Below are 15,897 nucleotides of genomic sequence, written 5' to 3'. Positions count from 1 at the left end.
CGGTCACAGAAACTCCCCCTGCTTCCCTACCGCTTGACGTCACAGCTTGACGTCGTACGCCTTCTTCTCGACCAGCTTGCCGCCCTTGAAGCAGAACCGGAACACCGGTTCGGTCTCCAGGCTGTCCCCCATCTCGGAGGACATCAGCACCAGGCAGGACGACCCCTCCGGCTCCTTCGGGCCCGTCCCCCGGAGACCCGTCGTCGCGACGGTGTCGCCGTCCGGCAGCCGGTCGCGTACGTCCTTCTCCGCCATACCGACCTCGACGGCCTCGTACTGCTTCGGGTCGATCATCCCCTCGCTCAGCGAGCCCATCAGGAAGAAGAGCCCGAAAAGGCTCGCCACCACGAGCAGCACCACGGCGCCCACCGCGATCCCGCACCCCGGAGCCCAACCGCCGCTCCTGCTCCTGCCCACGCCACCCATTGCCCGCTCCCTCTCCGAGACAGTCCAGTCCATGACCGGAACACCGTTCCTGAGCGGGACGGACCGCGACTGCTGCCGGAAGTCGTCCACCGCATCGACGATGGGCGCGGCTTCGACGACGCCGTACGGCAGTACGCCGGCCACCCGGAAGCCACCGCCGACGACGGGCCCGGCGTGCACCATGCCCCCGACGAGCCGGGCGCGTTCGTGCAGCCCGGTCAGCCCCTGACCGCCACTGACGGCCTCGCCCACGGCGTCCACGGCACCGGCGGCCGCCGTCTCGTTGACGATCTCCACGACGAAGGAGTCGGGCTCGTAGCGCAGCTCCACGACTATCGGCGCGCCGGGTGCGTGCTTGAAGGCGTTGGTCAGCGCCTCCTGAGCGATACGGAACGCCGCGTGGTCGGCGGCTGCCGCCAGTGGCCTGGCCTCTCCCGCGCACCGCAGCTCAACGGTGTTGCCCGCGGCCCTGGCCGCCTCGACCAGCCCCACGACACCTGCCGTCCCCCGTGCCGCCCGTCCGGACTCGTCAACGGCGGGCTGCGGCCCCTCCACCCCGTCCCGGAGGATCCCGACGACTTCGCGCAGCTCGTGCATCGCGGTCACCGACGCTTCCCGCAGGACTCCGACGGCCTCCCGTTGCCGGCTGGTCAGCTCGCGGTCCACCTCCAGCGCGCCGGTGTGCACGGCGATGAGCGCCAGCTGATGACCGAGGCTGTCGTGCATGTCCTGAGCGATCCGCTGCCGCTCGCGCAACCTCGCCTGCCCGGCGATCATCGCGCGTTCCCGCAGCAGCTGGACGTTGCGCTCCTGGAGGGTGTGCAGCAGGGTCCGGCGCTGGGTCCAGTAGCGGCTGGCAAGGCCTGGCACGACCGTCGTCGCCAGGAAGAACAGCGTCGTGAGCAGCACGACGGCGACGCCGACGTCCTGCGGCCCGACGTCGATCAGTGTGGCGCCGACGCAGACGGCATAGGCACCGGTGAATGCGGCCAGCGCCCTGCCGGCCCCGGGAATCCGCCGCCCCGCCGACCAGCCCACGACCATCATCAGCGGAGCGAAGCCGTCGACCACGGGGGCCAGTCCGGACGTCACCGCAAGGACGCTCGCGGGCAGTCTCCGCCGCATCAAGGACAGCACCGCGGTCGCGGCCCCCTCAGCGGCGACAGCCGGCCCCGACGTCCCCAGCAGCTCGGCCAGCCCGGCGCTCATCAGTCCCAGCACGAGCGCGAGGACAGCCTCGCCCGCGAGCCTGCGCCGGGACCACAGCTCCGGCGCCGCGAGCCACTGCCAGCCTGCCCGCACCCAGGCCCGTATGTTCGAAGACGCATCCACGGCAGGCACCCTATTCAGCGCCTGAAACCGTCCGCGGCCCACTTTCGTCGCACGCGCACGCGACGAAAGTGGAGTCCGGCCAACGACTGGTCGACGAGAAGGGCCCGACGAGTAGGGCCTGACGAGCCCAGGGCAATGAGTCCGCGCAACGGTCGCACCACAGCCGCGCAACGGTCCGAACAGCGCCGGTCCGCTCCGGACAACGAGAGACGGGCCCCCACCAGAACTTTCGTCCTGACGGAGACCCGTCTCACTTGTGCTTGTGCGCGAGGGGGGAGTTGAACCCCCACGCCCTTGCGGGCACTGGAACCTGAATCCAGCGCGTCTGCCTATTCCGCCACCCGCGCATTGGGTGTTGCCGCCGGCCCCTCACCTGCTTGGTGCGAGCGCCTTGCGACATCCAGAACATTAGCACGCTGCCGAGGGTCGATTCACATCCGTTTGCTCGGCGCAGCAAGCACCTCTGCTCGGCGGAGAGCACCTCACTGAGGCAGGCATCTCCCCCCGCGCACCCGGGGTACTCCCCGGGTGCGGGACACTGTCAGGAAGCCGCCTCTACGATCCGTGTGGAGATCCGTGTGAGAGGTGACACTCATCGACGGGGCAGACAAGGGGAACCAGCCGATTTCCCGACGCGTGGATACGATCAGTAAGCAGTACCAGGACGGCAATGACGGAGGAGGTGCCCCATGGGAGTCCTGAAGCGTTTCGAACAGCGGCTCGAAGGTCTGGTCAACGGCACCTTCGCCAAGGTGTTCAAGTCCGAGGTCCAGCCCGTCGAGATCGCGGGCGCCCTCCAGCGTGAGTGCGACAACAACGCGACGATCTGGAACCGTGAGCGGACCGTCGTCCCCAACGACTTCATCGTGGAGCTCAGCGCGCCGGACTACGAGCGTCTCAGCCCCTACTCGGGCCAGCTCGGCGACGAGCTCTCGAGTCTGGTCCGGGACTATGCCAAGCAGCAGCGGTACACATTCATGGGCCCGATCAAGGTCCATCTGGAGAAGGCCGACGACCTCGACACCGGTCTGTACCGGGTTCGCAGCCGCACGCTCGCGTCGAGTACGTCACAGTCGCCGGACCGCTCCGCGCCTGCCGGCCCCGGAGCCGCCGCACCGCAGGGTCCCCCCGCGAGCGGTGGCTACGGCTACCCTCCTGTCGGCGCTCCTCCCATGCCGTCCGCACCGCCGCCCGGGATGAACCGGCCGGGCCCGGCGTCCACCGTCGGCCGCCCCGCGACCGCGGCACCCGGCGCCGTGCCGGGCGCCCAGGTGCGCCGCTGGATCGAGATCAACGGCACCCGCCACCAGATCTCCCGCCCGACGATGGTGCTGGGCCGCAGCACCGAAGCCGATGTGCGGATCGACGACCCCGGCGTTTCGCGCCGCCACTGTGAGATCCGGACCGGAACGCCCTCGACGATCCAGGATCTCGGGTCCACCAACGGCATCGTGGTGGACGGGCAGCACACCACCCGCGCTACGCTCCGCGACGGCTCGCGGATCGTCGTGGGCAGCACCACCATCGTTTACCGGCAAGCCGAAGGGTGAAGCGGGGGCAATGTCAGAGCTGACCCTGACGGTCATGCGGCTGGGTTTCCTGGCCGTACTGTGGCTGTTCGTCATCGTGGCCGTCCAGGTCATCCGTAGCGACCTGTTCGGTACGCGCGTCACACAGCGCGGCTCGCGCCGAGGCGACGGCGCACGGCCCCAGCAGGCCGCCCGCCAGGCCGCGGCGCCACCGCAGCAGCGCCAGCAGTCCGCGCGGCAGCGCAGGGGGGCGCCCACCAAGCTCGTCGTCTCCGAAGGCAGCCTCACCGGCACCACGGTCGCCCTGCAGGGCCAGACGATCACGCTGGGCCGCGCGCACGACTCCACGATCGTGCTGGACGACGACTACGCGTCCAGCCGTCATGCCAGGATCTACCCCGACCGTGACGGCCAGTGGATCGTCGAGGATCTCGGGTCCACCAACGGCACATATCTCGACCGGACCCGGCTCACCACCCCGACACCGATTCCGCTGGGCGCGCCGATCCGCATCGGCAAGACCGTCATCGAGCTGCGGAAGTAGTACGACAATGAGCGAGCGGAGCGAGCGAGCCGCGGAGGTCCGCACGACGGACCCCGCGGCAGTCCCGGCAGCGGGCCGGGACGGGCGGCTCCCGACCGGAGGGTGGGCAGTGTGGCTCGAGACCGGCTGTACCCCGAGCCGACGGGCGAGGTGCGCATGAGTCTGTCACTGCGCTTCGCCGCCGGATCGCACAAGGGCATGATCCGGGAGGGCAACGAGGACTCCGGCTATGCCGGCCCCCGCCTTCTCGCGATCGCCGACGGCATGGGCGGCCAGGCCGCCGGTGAGGTCGCCTCCTCCGAGGTCATCTCCACGCTCGTCCAGCTCGACGACGACGTACCGGGCTCGGACATCCTCACCTCGCTCGGCACGGCCGTGCAGCGGGCCAACGACCAGCTGCGCGCGATGGTCGAGGAGGACCCCCAGCTCGAGGGCATGGGTACCACCCTGACCGCACTGCTGTGGACCGGCCAGCGGCTCGGCCTCGTCCACGTCGGCGACTCACGCGCCTACCTGCTCCGCGACGGCGTGCTCACGCAGATCACCCAGGACCACACCTGGGTGCAGCGCCTCGTCGACGAGGGCCGGATCACCGAGGAAGAGGCCACCACCCACCCGCAGCGCTCCCTGCTGATGCGCGCGCTGGGCAGCGGTGACCGCGTCGAGCCCGACCTCTCCATCCGCGAGGTCAGGGCCGGCGACCGCTACCTCATCTGCTCCGACGGACTGTCCGGCGTCGTCTCCCACCAGACGATGGAGGACACCCTCGCCAGCTACCAGGGCCCGCAGGAGACCGTGCAGGAGCTGATCCAGCTCGCACTGCGCGGCGGCGGCCCCGACAACATCACGGTGATCGTCGCGGACGTCCTCGACGTCGACGGCGGCGACACCCTCGCAGGACAGCTCAGCGACACCCCCGTCATCGTCGGCGCGGTCGCCGAGAACCAGGCCCAGCACAACGACGGCGGGGCCATGCAGACCCCCGCGGGACGCGCCTCCGGCCTCGGCCGCCCCGCCCCGCCGGCCCCCGGCGGCGGCTTCGGCCCGCCCGGAAGCGGCGACGACATGGGCTACGGCGGAATGCCGCCCCAGGGCGGCTTCGGGGCGTACACCGACGACGACTTCATCAAGCCGCGCTCCGGCCGCAAGTGGCTCAAGAGATCCTTCTACACCGTGCTCGCACTCGCCGTCGTCGGCGGCGGCCTGTACGGGGCCTGGCGCTGGACCCAGACCCAGTACTACGTCGGCGCCAACAACAAGCACATCGCGCTCTACCGGGGCATCAGCCAGGACCTGGCCTGGGTCTCGCTCTCGAAGGTCGAGAAGGACCATCCCGAGATCGAACTCAAGTACCTGCCGCCCTACCAGCAGAAGCAGGTCGAGGAGACGATCACCGAGGGCAGCCTCGGCGACGCACGCGACAAGATCAAGGAGCTCGCCACGCAGGCCTCCGCCTGCAAGAAGGACGAGCAGCGCCGCGCCGCCGACCGCGCAGCCGGGGCGCCGGCCGGTGAGGGCCAGGCCGGCGGTACCACCGGCACCCAGCCCACCACCCAGTCCGCCAAGACCAAGCCGACCGCAGCAACTCCCTCTCCGGGCCCCACCCTCTCGGAGGACGAGCAGAAGCTGGCCTCGAACTGCGGCAAGCAGTAAGCGGTAAGCGGTAAACCCGTAGGGGGCCTTTCTCCACCATGAGCGTTGTCACCAACACGACCACCATCGGCGCGATCGAACTGCCGAGCCGCCGCAACACCGAGCTGGCGCTGCTCGTCTTCGCCGTCGTCATCCCGGTGTTCGCATACCTCAACGTCGGCCTCGCGCTCGACGGCGAGGTGCCGCCCGGCATGCTCGGCTACGGGCTCGGGCTCGGCCTCATGGCAGGCATCGCCCATCTCGTGGTGCGGAAGTTCGCGATGTACGCCGACCCGCTGCTGCTGCCGCTCGCGACGCTGCTCAACGGGCTGGGCCTGGTGCTGATCTGGCGGCTGGACCAGTCACCGCGGCTGCTGGCGCGCGACGACTTCGCGCCGCAGGCCACGAACCAGCTGATGTACTCGGCGCTGGGCATCGCGCTCTTCGTCGGCGTACTGCTCGTCCTGAAGGACCACCGCGTCCTCCAGCGCTTCACGTACATCTCGATGGCGGCGTCGCTGGTGCTGCTGCTCCTGCCCCTCGTCCCCGGCCTCGGAGCCAACGTCTTCGGCGCCAAGATCTGGATCCGCGTCGGCGGCTTCTCCATCCAGCCCGGCGAGTTCGCGAAGATCGTCATCGCGGTGTTCTTCTCCGGCTACCTCATGGTCAAGCGCGACGCCCTGGCCCTCGCCAGCCGCCGGTTCATGGGGCTCTATCTGCCGCGAGGCCGCGACCTCGGCCCGATCCTCACGATCTGGGCCATGAGCCTGCTCGTCCTGGTCTTCGAGAACGACCTCGGGACGTCGCTGCTCTTCTTCGGCATGTTCGTGATCATGCTGTACGTCGCGACCGAGCGGACCAGCTGGATCGTCATCGGCCTCCTGATGTCGGCGGCCGGAGCAGTCGGCGTGGCCTCCTTCGCCGGTCACGTCCAGGCCCGTGTCACCGCCTGGATGGACCCCTTCGCCTGCTACGAGACCTCGGCCGCCTGCAACCAGATGGGGCAGGTGCTGATGTCCTTCGGTGCCGGAGGCACCCTCGGCACCGGACTCGGACAGGGCAACTCCGATCTCATCGCCTTCGCAGCCAACTCCGACTTCATCTTCGCCACCGTCGGCGAGGAGCTCGGACTCGCCGGAGTGATGGCGTTCCTGCTGCTCTACGGCCTGATCATCGAGCGCGGTGTCCGCACCGCCCTCGCAGCCCGCGACCCCTTCGGCAAGCTCTTCGCCATCGGCCTCTCCGGCGCCTTCGCGCTCCAGGTCTTCGTCGTCGCCGGCGGCGTCATGGGCCTCATCCCGCTGACCGGAATGACCATGCCCTTCCTCGCGGCCGGTGGCTCGTCCGTGATCGCCAACTGGGCCCTGATCGGCATCCTGATCCGGATCAGCGACACCGCGCGACGCCCCGCACCCGCACCCGCCCCGAATCCCGACGCCGAGATGACCCAGGTGGTCCGACCGTGAACAAGCCCCTGCGCCGAATCGCGATCTTCTGCGGACTCCTGGTCCTCGCCCTGCTCATCCGCGACAACTGGCTCCAGTATGTCCGCGCCGACGAGCTGAACACCCACAAGTACAACCGCCGTGTCCAGATCGAGCGCTACGCCCACGAGCGCGGCAACATCATCGTCGAGGGCAAGCCCATCACCGGCTCCGTCCTGACCGAGGACACCGACTTCAAGTACAAGCGCACCTACCTCGACGGCCTCATGTGGGCTCCCGTCACCGGGTACGCCTCGCAGGCCTACGACGCCAACCAGATCGAGAAGCTCGAGGACGGGATCCTCAGCGGCAACGACGACCGGCTCTTCTTCGACCGCACCATGGCCCTGTTCACGGGCGACAAGAAGAAGGGCGGCAACGTCGTCACCACCCTGAAGCGCAAGGCCCAGAGGGCCGCGTTCGAGGGCCTCGGCGACAAGAAGGGCGCGGTCGCCGCCATCGACCCTCGCACCGGAGCGATCCTCGCGCTCGCCTCGACCCCGTCGTACGACCCTTCCACCTTCGCCGGATACTCCGCCAAGGACGAGAAGGCCTGGGTGGAGCTGGAGAAGGACAAGGACAAACCGAAGCTGAACCGCGCGCTGCGCGAGACCTACCCGCCCGGCTCCACCTTCAAGGTCGTCACCGCCGCAGCGGCCCTCGAGCACGGCATCGTCACGGACATCGACGCGCCGACCGACACTCCCGAGCCGTACAAGATCCCGCTGTCCACGAAGAACATGGTCAACCACGCCGGCGGATGCGAGAACGCCAGCCTGAACCGGGCCATGGAAGTCTCCTGCAACTCGGTCTTCGCCAAGCTCGGCGACGAGGTCACACGGGACAAGATGGTCGAGACCGCGGAGAAGTTCGGCTTCAACAACCCCGAGATCGACACGCCGGTCCGCGCCTCCGCCTCCGTCTACGACAAGAACATGGACCGCGGCGGCAACGCCCTCTCCTCCATCGGCCAGTTCAACACCGCGGCCACCCCGCTCCAGATGGCCATGGTCACCGCCGCGATCGCCAACGACGGCAAGCTGATGAAGCCGTACATGATCGACCGCCTCGAGGCGCCCAACCTGGACGAGCTCAGCAGGACCGAGCCCGAGGAGATGAGCCGCCCGCTCTCGGAGAAGAACGCGCAGCTCCTCCAGCAGATGATGGAGAAGGTCGTCGGCACCGGCACCGGCACCAAAGCACAGATCGAGGGCGCGACGGTCGGCGGCAAGACGGGCACCGCCCAGCACGGCGTGGGCAACAGCAAGCGCCCGTACGCCTGGTTCATCGCGTACGCCAAGACCGACAACGGCTCGCCCGTCGCCGTCGCCGTCGTCGTCGAGGACTCGGCGGGCACCGCCCGCGACGACATCAGCGGTGGCGGACTCGCCGCGCCCATCGCCAAGAAGGTGATGCAGGCGGTGCTCGACAGTAAGGAGTGACGCATGTCACTGTCCCGGTGTCTTCCTGCCGCATAACCGCACAATGCGATACCGGTCGCATATCAGGTCCCGGCCAAGGGCGGAACAGGCCCGGTGCGGCCGGTAGCGTATGCGCGAACAGCACACCGCCGGACCACACACACGGGTGCGGTCGGGACTGACGGAGAGGGCTGGAACAGTTATGGAAGAGCCGCGTCGCCTCGGCGGCCGGTACGAGCTGGGCTCGGTGCTCGGCCGCGGTGGCATGGCCGAGGTGTACCTCGCCCACGACACCCGGCTCGGCCGCACCGTCGCCGTGAAGACGCTGCGGGCCGACCTCGCCCGCGACCCGTCCTTCCAGGCCCGGTTCCGCCGTGAGGCCCAGTCGGCCGCCTCGCTGAATCATCCCGCGATCGTCGCGGTGTACGACACGGGCGAGGACTACGTAGAGGGCGTCTCCATCCCGTACATCGTGATGGAGTACGTCGATGGCTCCACGCTCAGAGAGCTGCTGCACTCCGGGCGCAAGCTGCTGCCCGAGCGCACGCTGGAGATGACCATCGGCATCCTCCAGGCACTCGAGTACTCGCACCGCAACGGCATCGTCCACCGCGACATCAAGCCGGCGAACGTCATGCTGACGCGCACCGGCCAGGTCAAGGTCATGGACTTCGGCATCGCGCGCGCCATGGGCGACGCGGGCATGACCATGACCCAGACCGCTGCCGTGATCGGCACCGCGCAGTACCTCTCCCCGGAGCAGGCCAAGGGCGAACAGGTCGACGCCCGGTCCGACCTCTACTCCACCGGCTGCCTGCTCTACGAGCTGCTGACGGTCCGGCCGCCGTTCGTCGGGGACTCCCCGGTCGCCGTCGCCTACCAGCACGTACGGGAAGAGCCGCAGCCGCCCAGCGTCTTCGACCCCGAGATCACGCCCTCGATGGACGCCATCGTCCTCAAGGCACTGGTCAAGGACCCCGACTACCGCTACCAGTCCGCCGACGAGATGCGCGCCGACATCGAGGCCTGCCTCGACGGCCAGCCGGTCGCGGCGACCGCCGCCATGGGCTCGGTCGGCTACGGCGGCGGATACGGCGCCCAGCACCACGGCCACGGCGACGACCAGCAGACGACGGCACTGCGGCAGGCCGACCCGGCCGGCCAGACGTCGATGCTGCCGCCCATGAACCCGGACGACGGCGGATACGGCTACGACGACCGCCCGGACCGGCGACGCCAGAAGAAGTCCAACACCTCGACGATCCTCCTCGTGCTCGCGGGCATCCTGGTGCTCGTCGGCGCGATCCTCATCGGCAAGGCGGTGTTCGGCGGGGACGGCGGCGGAAGCGACAAGATCGACGTCCCGAACCTCGTCGGACAGCCGTTCGACGAAGCCAAGCGGCTCGGGGTCAACGCCAAGGTCAATGTCGTCCAGGCCGGGAAGGACCGCTGCGACGAGCCCAAGGGCAACGTCTGCAGCCAGACCCCGGAAGCCGCCGAGGGCGCCAAGATGAACGAGGGCGAGACCATCAATGTCATCGTCTCGGAGGGCGCGCCACTCATCGAGGTGCCGGACGTCACGGACCTGAAGGAAGAGAGCGCCACCAGGGCGCTGGAGAAGGCGGGCTTCGTCGTCAAGCCCAAGTCGGTCAAGTCCGAGGAGACCCCCGGCACGGTCGTCGACCAGGACCCCAAGGGCGGAAGCAAGGCGGAGAAGGGGGCCGAGGTCACCCTGCAGATCGCCAAGCAGGAGACGTTCCCGGTCCCGGATGTGGTGGGCCAGCAGATCGTCAACGCGAGGGACCAGCTGACGAAGCTCGGCTTCACTGTCTCCGAACAGCAGGTCGACTCCGACAAGCCGGCGGGCGAGGTCGTCGCGCAGGACCCGAGTGGCAACTCCAACCGGCCGAAGAGCACACCGGTCACTCTGCAGGTCTCCAAGGGCCCGCAGACAACGCAGATCCCGATGCCGGAAGCGCGTTTCCGCACTGTGACCCAAGCCAGAGCAGAGCTGGAGGCGGCCGGATTCAGGAACATCCAGGTCCAGAATTCGAATGACGGCAACGCCCAGGTGATCGCCCAGAACCCGCCGCCCGGCACCCCGGTGGACCCGGCCACCACGCCCGTAGTACTGGGCGCCGTCGGCCCCAACGGCGGCAACAACGGCGGGAACGGATTCATCGGTGGCGGCGGAGACTGACGGCTGACATCTCGGCCACCACCACAGGAGCCCCCGGCGTCCACACGGACGCCGGGGGCTCCTGCTTTGTCGATCTCCGCCGCGCACTCCGACACGCACACACCAGCGACAACCGATCGTGTCTTCATATGTCCCGACTCGTTGATCGGACGGGAGATTCAGTCCCGCTCGAGAGCGCTGGCCCTTTACTCCCGACGGACAGTGCTCAACGTCGCCATGTTGCTCCGCGACAGCGAAGTCGCACGTCGGGTGCGTACGCACCTGCTCGACATCGAGCGCGTGGCACGGACTCCGCAGTGTCGTCGTGCAGTGCAAGAGCTTCGCGCCCTACCGTCCGATGTGGAGCGGTGAGCTGCAGAAGTTCCTCGGCGCATCCTTCGTCCAGAATGGGGTCGATGTGGCCCTCTTCGTCGCCACGACCTCCTTCGCGCCCGACGCACGCGCCATCGCCCAGACCTTCGGCATCACCATCGTCAACCGCGCCCACCTCGAAAATGGCGCCGAGTGCCGCTCCCGGTCCTGCAGTAGGAGTCCCCGACGGGCGGACGCAGAAGGCCCGAAGTCGCAAGTTGAGGTTGCGGCTTCGGGCCTCGGCCATTCCAGGGCGACTGAGCTCCTTCAAGGAACTCAGTCGAAGTCAGCGCAGCTCCGCCGGTGGCGTACGGTCGCTGTCGACCTTCTCCGTACGCTCGAGCTCGCCCCACACGATGTACCGGTAGTCGGACGTGTAGACGGGCGTGCAGGTCGTCAGCGTGATGTAGCGGCCGGGCTTGGCCCTGCCTGACTCCTTCGGGACCGGCTGCAGCACATCCACGTTGTACTTGGACGTCTCCTTGAGGTCCTTGAAGACCTTGTAGACGTACCAGGTGTCCTTCGTCTCGAAGACGATCGAGTCGCCTTCCCTCAGCTTGTGGATGTTGTGGAACTTGGCGCCGTGGCCGTCGCGGTGCGCAGCCAGCGTGAAGTTGCCCTGCTTGTCGGACGGGAGAGCCGACTTGATGGGGTCGGTGTAGTAACCCGCAACGCCGTCGTTGAGGGTCTTCGGGTCGGTGCCCTTCTTGACCAGGACCTCGCCGTTCTTCATGGCGGGTACGTGGAGGAAGCCGATGCCGTCCTTGGTGTCCAGCGCGCCCGGACCGCCCGCCCAGCGGTCACGGACCAGGTCACCGTCCTTGGCCGCCTCGCGGTCCGCGAGGACGTTCGTCCACCACAGCGAGTAGACGACGAAGAGGGCCAGCAGCACCCCCGCGGTGATCAGCAGCTCGCCGAAGACACTGATGACGCCGGCGATCCGGCTGCGCGCACGTGCCACTGCACCTGTCCCTGTCCCTGTTTGCTTTCGTCTGAAGTACGTGCTCCGTCAGTCGACGAGCGCGTCCGGCTTGCCCTTGCTGCGCGGCCGTTCCTCGACCATCTTGCCCCACACGATCATTCGGTACGTACTCGTGAACTCCGGGGTGCAAGTTGTCAGTGTGATGTACCGGCCGGGCTTGGTGAAGCCCGAGCCGGGCGGTACGGGGCCGATCACTCCGACGTTGGACGGCGATGTCTGGGGGAGGATGTTCGCCATCTCGTACGTGTAGTACGCGTCCTGCGTCTCGACGATGATGGGGTCGCCCGGCGTGAGGCGATTGATGTAGCGGAACGGTTCGCCGTGGGTGTTGCGGTGGCCGGCGACCGCGAAGTTGCCCTGTTCGTCCGACGGCATGGCGGTCTTGAGCTTCCCGTCGGCGTAGTGGCCCACCATGCCGCGGTCGAGCACCTGGTGCTTGTCGATGCCCTCGGCGATGGGGACGACGACATCGAGCTTGGGGATGTGCATGATGGCGAAGCCCTGGCCCGGCTCGAAGGCGCCAGGAGCCCGGCCGTTCGCCCAGTCGTCCTGGATCTTGCTGGCGACCTCGTTCCTCTCCTGGCCGGCGCGGACGTTCGTCCACCACAGCTGGTAGGTGACGAAGAGCAGCATCAGCACACCGATGCTGATGAAGAGCTCGCCGAAGGCCCGGCTGGCGACGACGGCCGGGCTGTCCTTCTGGGCGCGGGCCGCCCGGCGCGCCTCGACACGGGAGAGCGGTGCGCCGCCCTCAGCGGCCTTCGCGGACGACGCGGCCGCTACCGGTGCCGTCGCCCCTCGGCGTCGTCGGCCGCTGGCCTTGGCGGCCTTGCGGCGCTCCGCACGGCCTCCGGTGGGCCGCTCGGGCGCGCCCGGGTCCGTCTGGCGGGTGTCGGCGCTCCGAAACGCGACGGTCTCGTCGTCAGGCGCCGGCGCTGGCATAGGCACAGGCGGCGAGGGAGGCTCGTACGAGGTCGAGGTCGAGGACGAGGACGGGTGTACGTACGCGCGCCCGGGCCGAGGCACGTACACGGGCTCCGGCGCGGGCTCAGGGACCGGCGCCGGCTCGGGCCCAGGAGCGTACCGGGGCTGCCCCTGCTCCCCGTACCAGTCGCGCTGGTACCCCTCGGGGTCGTACCACTCCTGCGGCTCCTGGGGCCCGTGGGGTTGCGTCGGCGCATCCTCGGCCCGAAGCCACGGCGATCCCCCCTCGCCGTTCACGCCAGAGCCTTGCCCACCACCGGCGCGAGCCCTGCCGAGCGGCCGATCGCGCCCGTGTCACCACACTGCTCCAGCCAGTTGGCGAGCATCAGATGTCCGTGCTCGGTGAGCACCGACTCGGGATGGAACTGCACGCCCTCGACGGCCAGTTCACGGTGGCGCAGCCCCATGACGATGCCGTCCTCCGTGCGCGCCGTGACCTCCAACTCGTCCGGCACGGTCTGCGGCTCCGCCGCCAGCGAGTGGTAGCGCGTCGCGGTGAAGGGCGACGGCAGCCCGGCGAAGACGCCCTTGCCCTCGTGGAGCACGGGCGACGTCTTGCCGTGCAGCAACTCGGGTGCCCGGTCGACGACTCCGCCGTACGCCACCGCCATCGACTGCATGCCGAGACACACGCCGAAGACGGGCACACCGGTCGCGGCACAGTGGCGGACCATCTCGATGCACACTCCCGCCTGTTCGGGCGCGCCTGGGCCCGGCGAGAGGAGCACGCCGTCGAAGCCGTCCTGCGCATGCGCGGTGGACACCTCGTCGTTGCGCACGACTTCGCACTCCGCGCCCAGCTGGTACAGGTACTGAACGAGGTTGAAGACGAAGCTGTCGTAGTTGTCGACGACGAGAATCCGCGCGCTCACTGGCCGTCCACCGTCACATCGTTGAACGGAAGCAGCGGCTCCGCCCAGGGAAAGACGTACTGGAACAGCACATAGACGACCGCGAGGGCCAGCACGAGCGAGATGAGCGCCCGCACCCATGCGTTGCCCGGCAGATGACGCCAGATCCAGCCGTACATGCTGTCCCTTTCCGTTCGGTACGCAACCAGACTAAAGGTCGCCGGGGGCCAGTGGGTCAGCTGTGGAAAGCTTCCGGCTTGCCGTCCGTCACAGGCCGGGTGGCGTCGAGGTGCGCCCAGACGATGAGCCGGTGGCTGCTGCCCCACTCGGGATCACACGTGGTCAGCGTCAGATAGCGGCCCGGCCCGTCGAAGCCCGACCGGCCCGGCACGGGGTCGATGACGGCCACATCCCCCGGGACGGTCCGATAGGGCCTCTGCTTGATCCGGTACGTGAACCAGGTCGTCCCGTCGTTGAGGATCACCGCATCGCCGGGACGGAGCTCCGGGAAGTCCTTGAACGGGTCGCCGTACGTGCGCCGGTGTCCCGCCACCGAGAAGTTCCCGGTCAAACCGAGGCGGGCGGTGGCGGCATAGTGGCCGAGGCCCTTCTTCAGCGTCCCGGTCGACGTGCCCTCCAGCACCGGCCAGTCCCAGCCCGCACCGAAGCGGGGGATGTACATGACGGCGAAGGGCTTCCCGTTCACGTACCCCTTCGGAGAAGGAGCAGGAGGCGCCGGCTCCCCGGCCGCCGGAGCCGGGGACTCGACAGGGAGCCGGACCCACTCCTCCCGCAGCGAGTCGATCTGCCCGTCCGCTGCGTCCGTGGCCTTCACCCCGGTCCAGAACAGGACGTACACGACGAACGTCACGATCACGGTACCCACAGTGATGCACAGCTCGCTGAACGTCCTGACGATCAGCCGCACCAGTCGCACCCGCCGCACCGACACCGGCCGATCCCTCCCCGGGAGCTACCTCACAGGCTTCGCGTAGTGGAGATCCACTGTGCCCGAGTAGCCGGGGAGAGTCACCGCCTCGCGCTCGTCGACTTTCCAGCCGAGGCCGTAGGCCTCGACGTAGAGCTGGTAGTTCTGGATCGCGGGCGACGCGGTCAGCGCGCGCTTGAGCCTGCCGGGGTCGCCGACCGCCGTGACCTTGTACGGCGGGGAGTAGACGCGGCCCTGGAGGATCAGCGTGTTGCCCACACAGCGGACCGCGCTGGTGGAGATCAGCCGCTGGTCCATGACCTGGATGCCCTCGGCGCCGCCCTGCCAGAGCGCGTTCACCACGGCCTGCAGGTCCTGCTGGTGGATCACGAGGTCATTGGCCTGCGGCTCCGGGTAGCCCGGGGCCGCCTGGGCGTTCGGCGGAGCATCATTGAGGGTGACGGAGACGGCCTGACCGCTGAGCTTCTCGGTGCCCGCGGCCTCCTCCAGGGCGTGGAGCTCCTCGTCCTCGGCCTTGGTGGACCCGTCGTCGCGGCGCGCCAGGGTGTCGACGTCCTTGCGGACCGCCGCTGTGGACTCGTCGAGCTCGGCGTTCCTCTCGCTGCGCTGCTGGATCAGGTCGGACAGCTTCAGCAGCGAGTCGTCGGTGCGGAGGTTGGTGCCCTTGGCCGTGTTGAAACTGGTGACGAAGATCAGCCCGGCGAGCGCGAAAACGGCAGCCGTCAGCAGCCGGACCGGCCGCCATGCGAAGCGGCGGACCGGCCCGTGGGGGGAGTCGGCGGAATTGCTCAACGTACCCTTACTCCTACGGTGGCCGCGGAAGCACTACGCTAACGGACGCCCGGGGCAGGCCGTGATCCCCCTCGCCCCACCGGCGCCAGCCATAGTTCACCTGCGCGGTCACGCAGCGCATCGACAGGAGAGTCCCTCGTGCCGAAGTCACGTATCCGCAAGAAGGCCGACTTCACGCCGCCCCCGGCCGCGAAGCAGGCGACCAACATCAAGCTGTCGAGCAGCAACTGGGTCGCGCCGGTGATGCTGGCGCTGTTCCTCATCGGGCTGGCCTGGATCGTCGTCTTCTACGTCACCGACGGCCGGCTGCCCATCGAGGCCCTCGGCAACTGGAACATCGTCGTCGGCTTCGGCTTCATCGCCGGCGGCTTCGCCGTGTCGACGCAGTGGAAGTAACCCCGCAGTAGCGGCTGTCAAGCT

14 protein-coding genes, 1 tRNA gene and 1 pseudogene are annotated in these 15,897 nt (G+C 68.8%); 8 read left to right on the top strand and 8 right to left on the bottom strand.

Going from position 1 to position 15,897, the window contains the following annotated elements; translation table 11 throughout:
* Positions 1-39: 39 nt before the first annotated feature.
* Both ABT078_RS22185 and ABT078_RS22180 read right to left on the bottom strand, forming a co-directional pair.
* Positions 40-1,728 (bottom strand): sensor histidine kinase, encoded by a 1,689-nt coding sequence (locus tag ABT078_RS22185; RefSeq protein WP_351230343.1) that lies wholly within the window; start codon positions 1,726-1,728, stop codon positions 40-42.
* Positions 1,729-2,021: 293 nt separating this feature from the next.
* Positions 2,022-2,105: transfer RNA gene (locus ABT078_RS22180), tRNA-Leu, on the bottom strand.
* A 342-nt stretch (positions 2,106-2,447) separates the two neighbouring features.
* Here ABT078_RS22180 and ABT078_RS22175 point away from each other — a divergent pair.
* The 7 genes and pseudogenes from ABT078_RS22175 to ABT078_RS22145 all read left to right on the top strand — a co-directional run.
* Complete coding sequence (locus tag ABT078_RS22175) at positions 2,448-3,308, top strand: FHA domain-containing protein (RefSeq protein ID WP_351230278.1); 861 nt, start codon at positions 2,448-2,450, stop codon at positions 3,306-3,308.
* Between the two features lie 10 nt (positions 3,309-3,318).
* The gene (locus ABT078_RS22170) at positions 3,319-3,831 is read left to right on the top strand and encodes an FHA domain-containing protein FhaB/FipA (protein ID WP_351230276.1); all 513 of its coding nucleotides are present in this window, start codon (positions 3,319-3,321) and stop codon (positions 3,829-3,831) included.
* A 156-nt stretch (positions 3,832-3,987) separates the two neighbouring features.
* Positions 3,988-5,484: a Stp1/IreP family PP2C-type Ser/Thr phosphatase gene (locus ABT078_RS22165; RefSeq protein ID WP_351230274.1), complete on the top strand. Its 1,497-nt coding sequence runs from the start codon at positions 3,988-3,990 to the stop codon at positions 5,482-5,484.
* Positions 5,485-5,522: 38 nt separating this feature from the next.
* Positions 5,523-6,929, top strand: a complete 1,407-nt coding sequence (locus ABT078_RS22160) for an FtsW/RodA/SpoVE family cell cycle protein (RefSeq protein WP_351230273.1) — start codon at positions 5,523-5,525, stop codon at positions 6,927-6,929.
* Positions 6,926-8,389: a peptidoglycan D,D-transpeptidase FtsI family protein gene (locus ABT078_RS22155; protein WP_351230271.1), complete on the top strand. Its 1,464-nt coding sequence runs from the start codon at positions 6,926-6,928 to the stop codon at positions 8,387-8,389. Before ABT078_RS22160 ends, ABT078_RS22155 begins: the two co-directional genes overlap by 4 nt.
* A 181-nt stretch (positions 8,390-8,570) precedes the next feature.
* Positions 8,571-10,568 (top strand): Stk1 family PASTA domain-containing Ser/Thr kinase, encoded by a 1,998-nt coding sequence (pknB, locus tag ABT078_RS22150; RefSeq protein WP_351230269.1) that lies wholly within the window; start codon positions 8,571-8,573, stop codon positions 10,566-10,568.
* A gap of 337 nt (positions 10,569-10,905) precedes the next feature.
* A pseudogene (locus ABT078_RS22145) lies at positions 10,906-11,001 on the top strand (restriction endonuclease); the annotation flags it as partial.
* Between the two features lie 204 nt (positions 11,002-11,205).
* Here the strand turns inward: ABT078_RS22145 and ABT078_RS22140 are convergent.
* Genes ABT078_RS22140 through ABT078_RS22115 form a run of 6 tightly spaced genes read right to left on the bottom strand, consistent with a single transcriptional unit; the run spans position 11,206 to position 15,477 of the window.
* Positions 11,206-11,880 carry a class E sortase gene (locus ABT078_RS22140; RefSeq protein ID WP_351230267.1) on the bottom strand — a complete coding sequence of 225 codons (675 nt, stop codon included), beginning with the start codon at positions 11,878-11,880 and terminating at the stop codon, positions 11,206-11,208.
* 48 nt (positions 11,881-11,928) lie between these two features.
* Positions 11,929-13,122, bottom strand: coding sequence for a class E sortase (locus ABT078_RS22135; protein WP_351230265.1), 1,194 nt, complete (start codon positions 13,120-13,122; stop codon positions 11,929-11,931).
* Positions 13,119-13,757: an aminodeoxychorismate/anthranilate synthase component II gene (locus tag ABT078_RS22130; RefSeq protein WP_351230263.1), complete on the bottom strand. Its 639-nt coding sequence runs from the start codon at positions 13,755-13,757 to the stop codon at positions 13,119-13,121. The genes ABT078_RS22135 and ABT078_RS22130 overlap by 4 nt, the downstream gene beginning before the upstream one ends.
* On the bottom strand, positions 13,754-13,915 hold the full coding sequence (locus ABT078_RS22125; protein ID WP_189549781.1) for a hypothetical protein: 162 nt from the start codon (positions 13,913-13,915) through the stop codon (positions 13,754-13,756). The genes ABT078_RS22130 and ABT078_RS22125 overlap by 4 nt, the downstream gene beginning before the upstream one ends.
* Before the next feature lie 56 nt (positions 13,916-13,971).
* A complete protein-coding gene (locus tag ABT078_RS22120) occupies positions 13,972-14,688 on the bottom strand; it encodes a class E sortase (protein ID WP_351230261.1) in 717 nt (238 codons plus the stop codon).
* Between the two features lie 21 nt (positions 14,689-14,709).
* A complete protein-coding gene (locus ABT078_RS22115; RefSeq protein ID WP_351230260.1) occupies positions 14,710-15,477 on the bottom strand; it encodes a DUF881 domain-containing protein in 768 nt (255 codons plus the stop codon).
* 138 nt (positions 15,478-15,615) lie between these two features.
* Here ABT078_RS22115 and crgA point away from each other — a divergent pair, with 138 nt between their 5' ends.
* Entirely contained in the window at positions 15,616-15,873 is a 258-nt protein-coding gene (gene crgA, locus ABT078_RS22110; RefSeq protein WP_351230258.1) for a cell division protein CrgA, read from the top strand.
* The last annotated feature ends 24 nt before the right edge of the window (positions 15,874-15,897 follow it).

Origin of the sequence: Streptomyces sp. NPDC002133 (assembly GCF_040296405.1) — a bacterium.
Classification (GTDB): Bacteria; Actinomycetota; Actinomycetes; order Streptomycetales; family Streptomycetaceae; genus Streptomyces.
The sequence above is the reverse complement of the archived record's forward strand: the minus strand, read 5'-3'. Positions and strand labels throughout refer to the sequence as shown.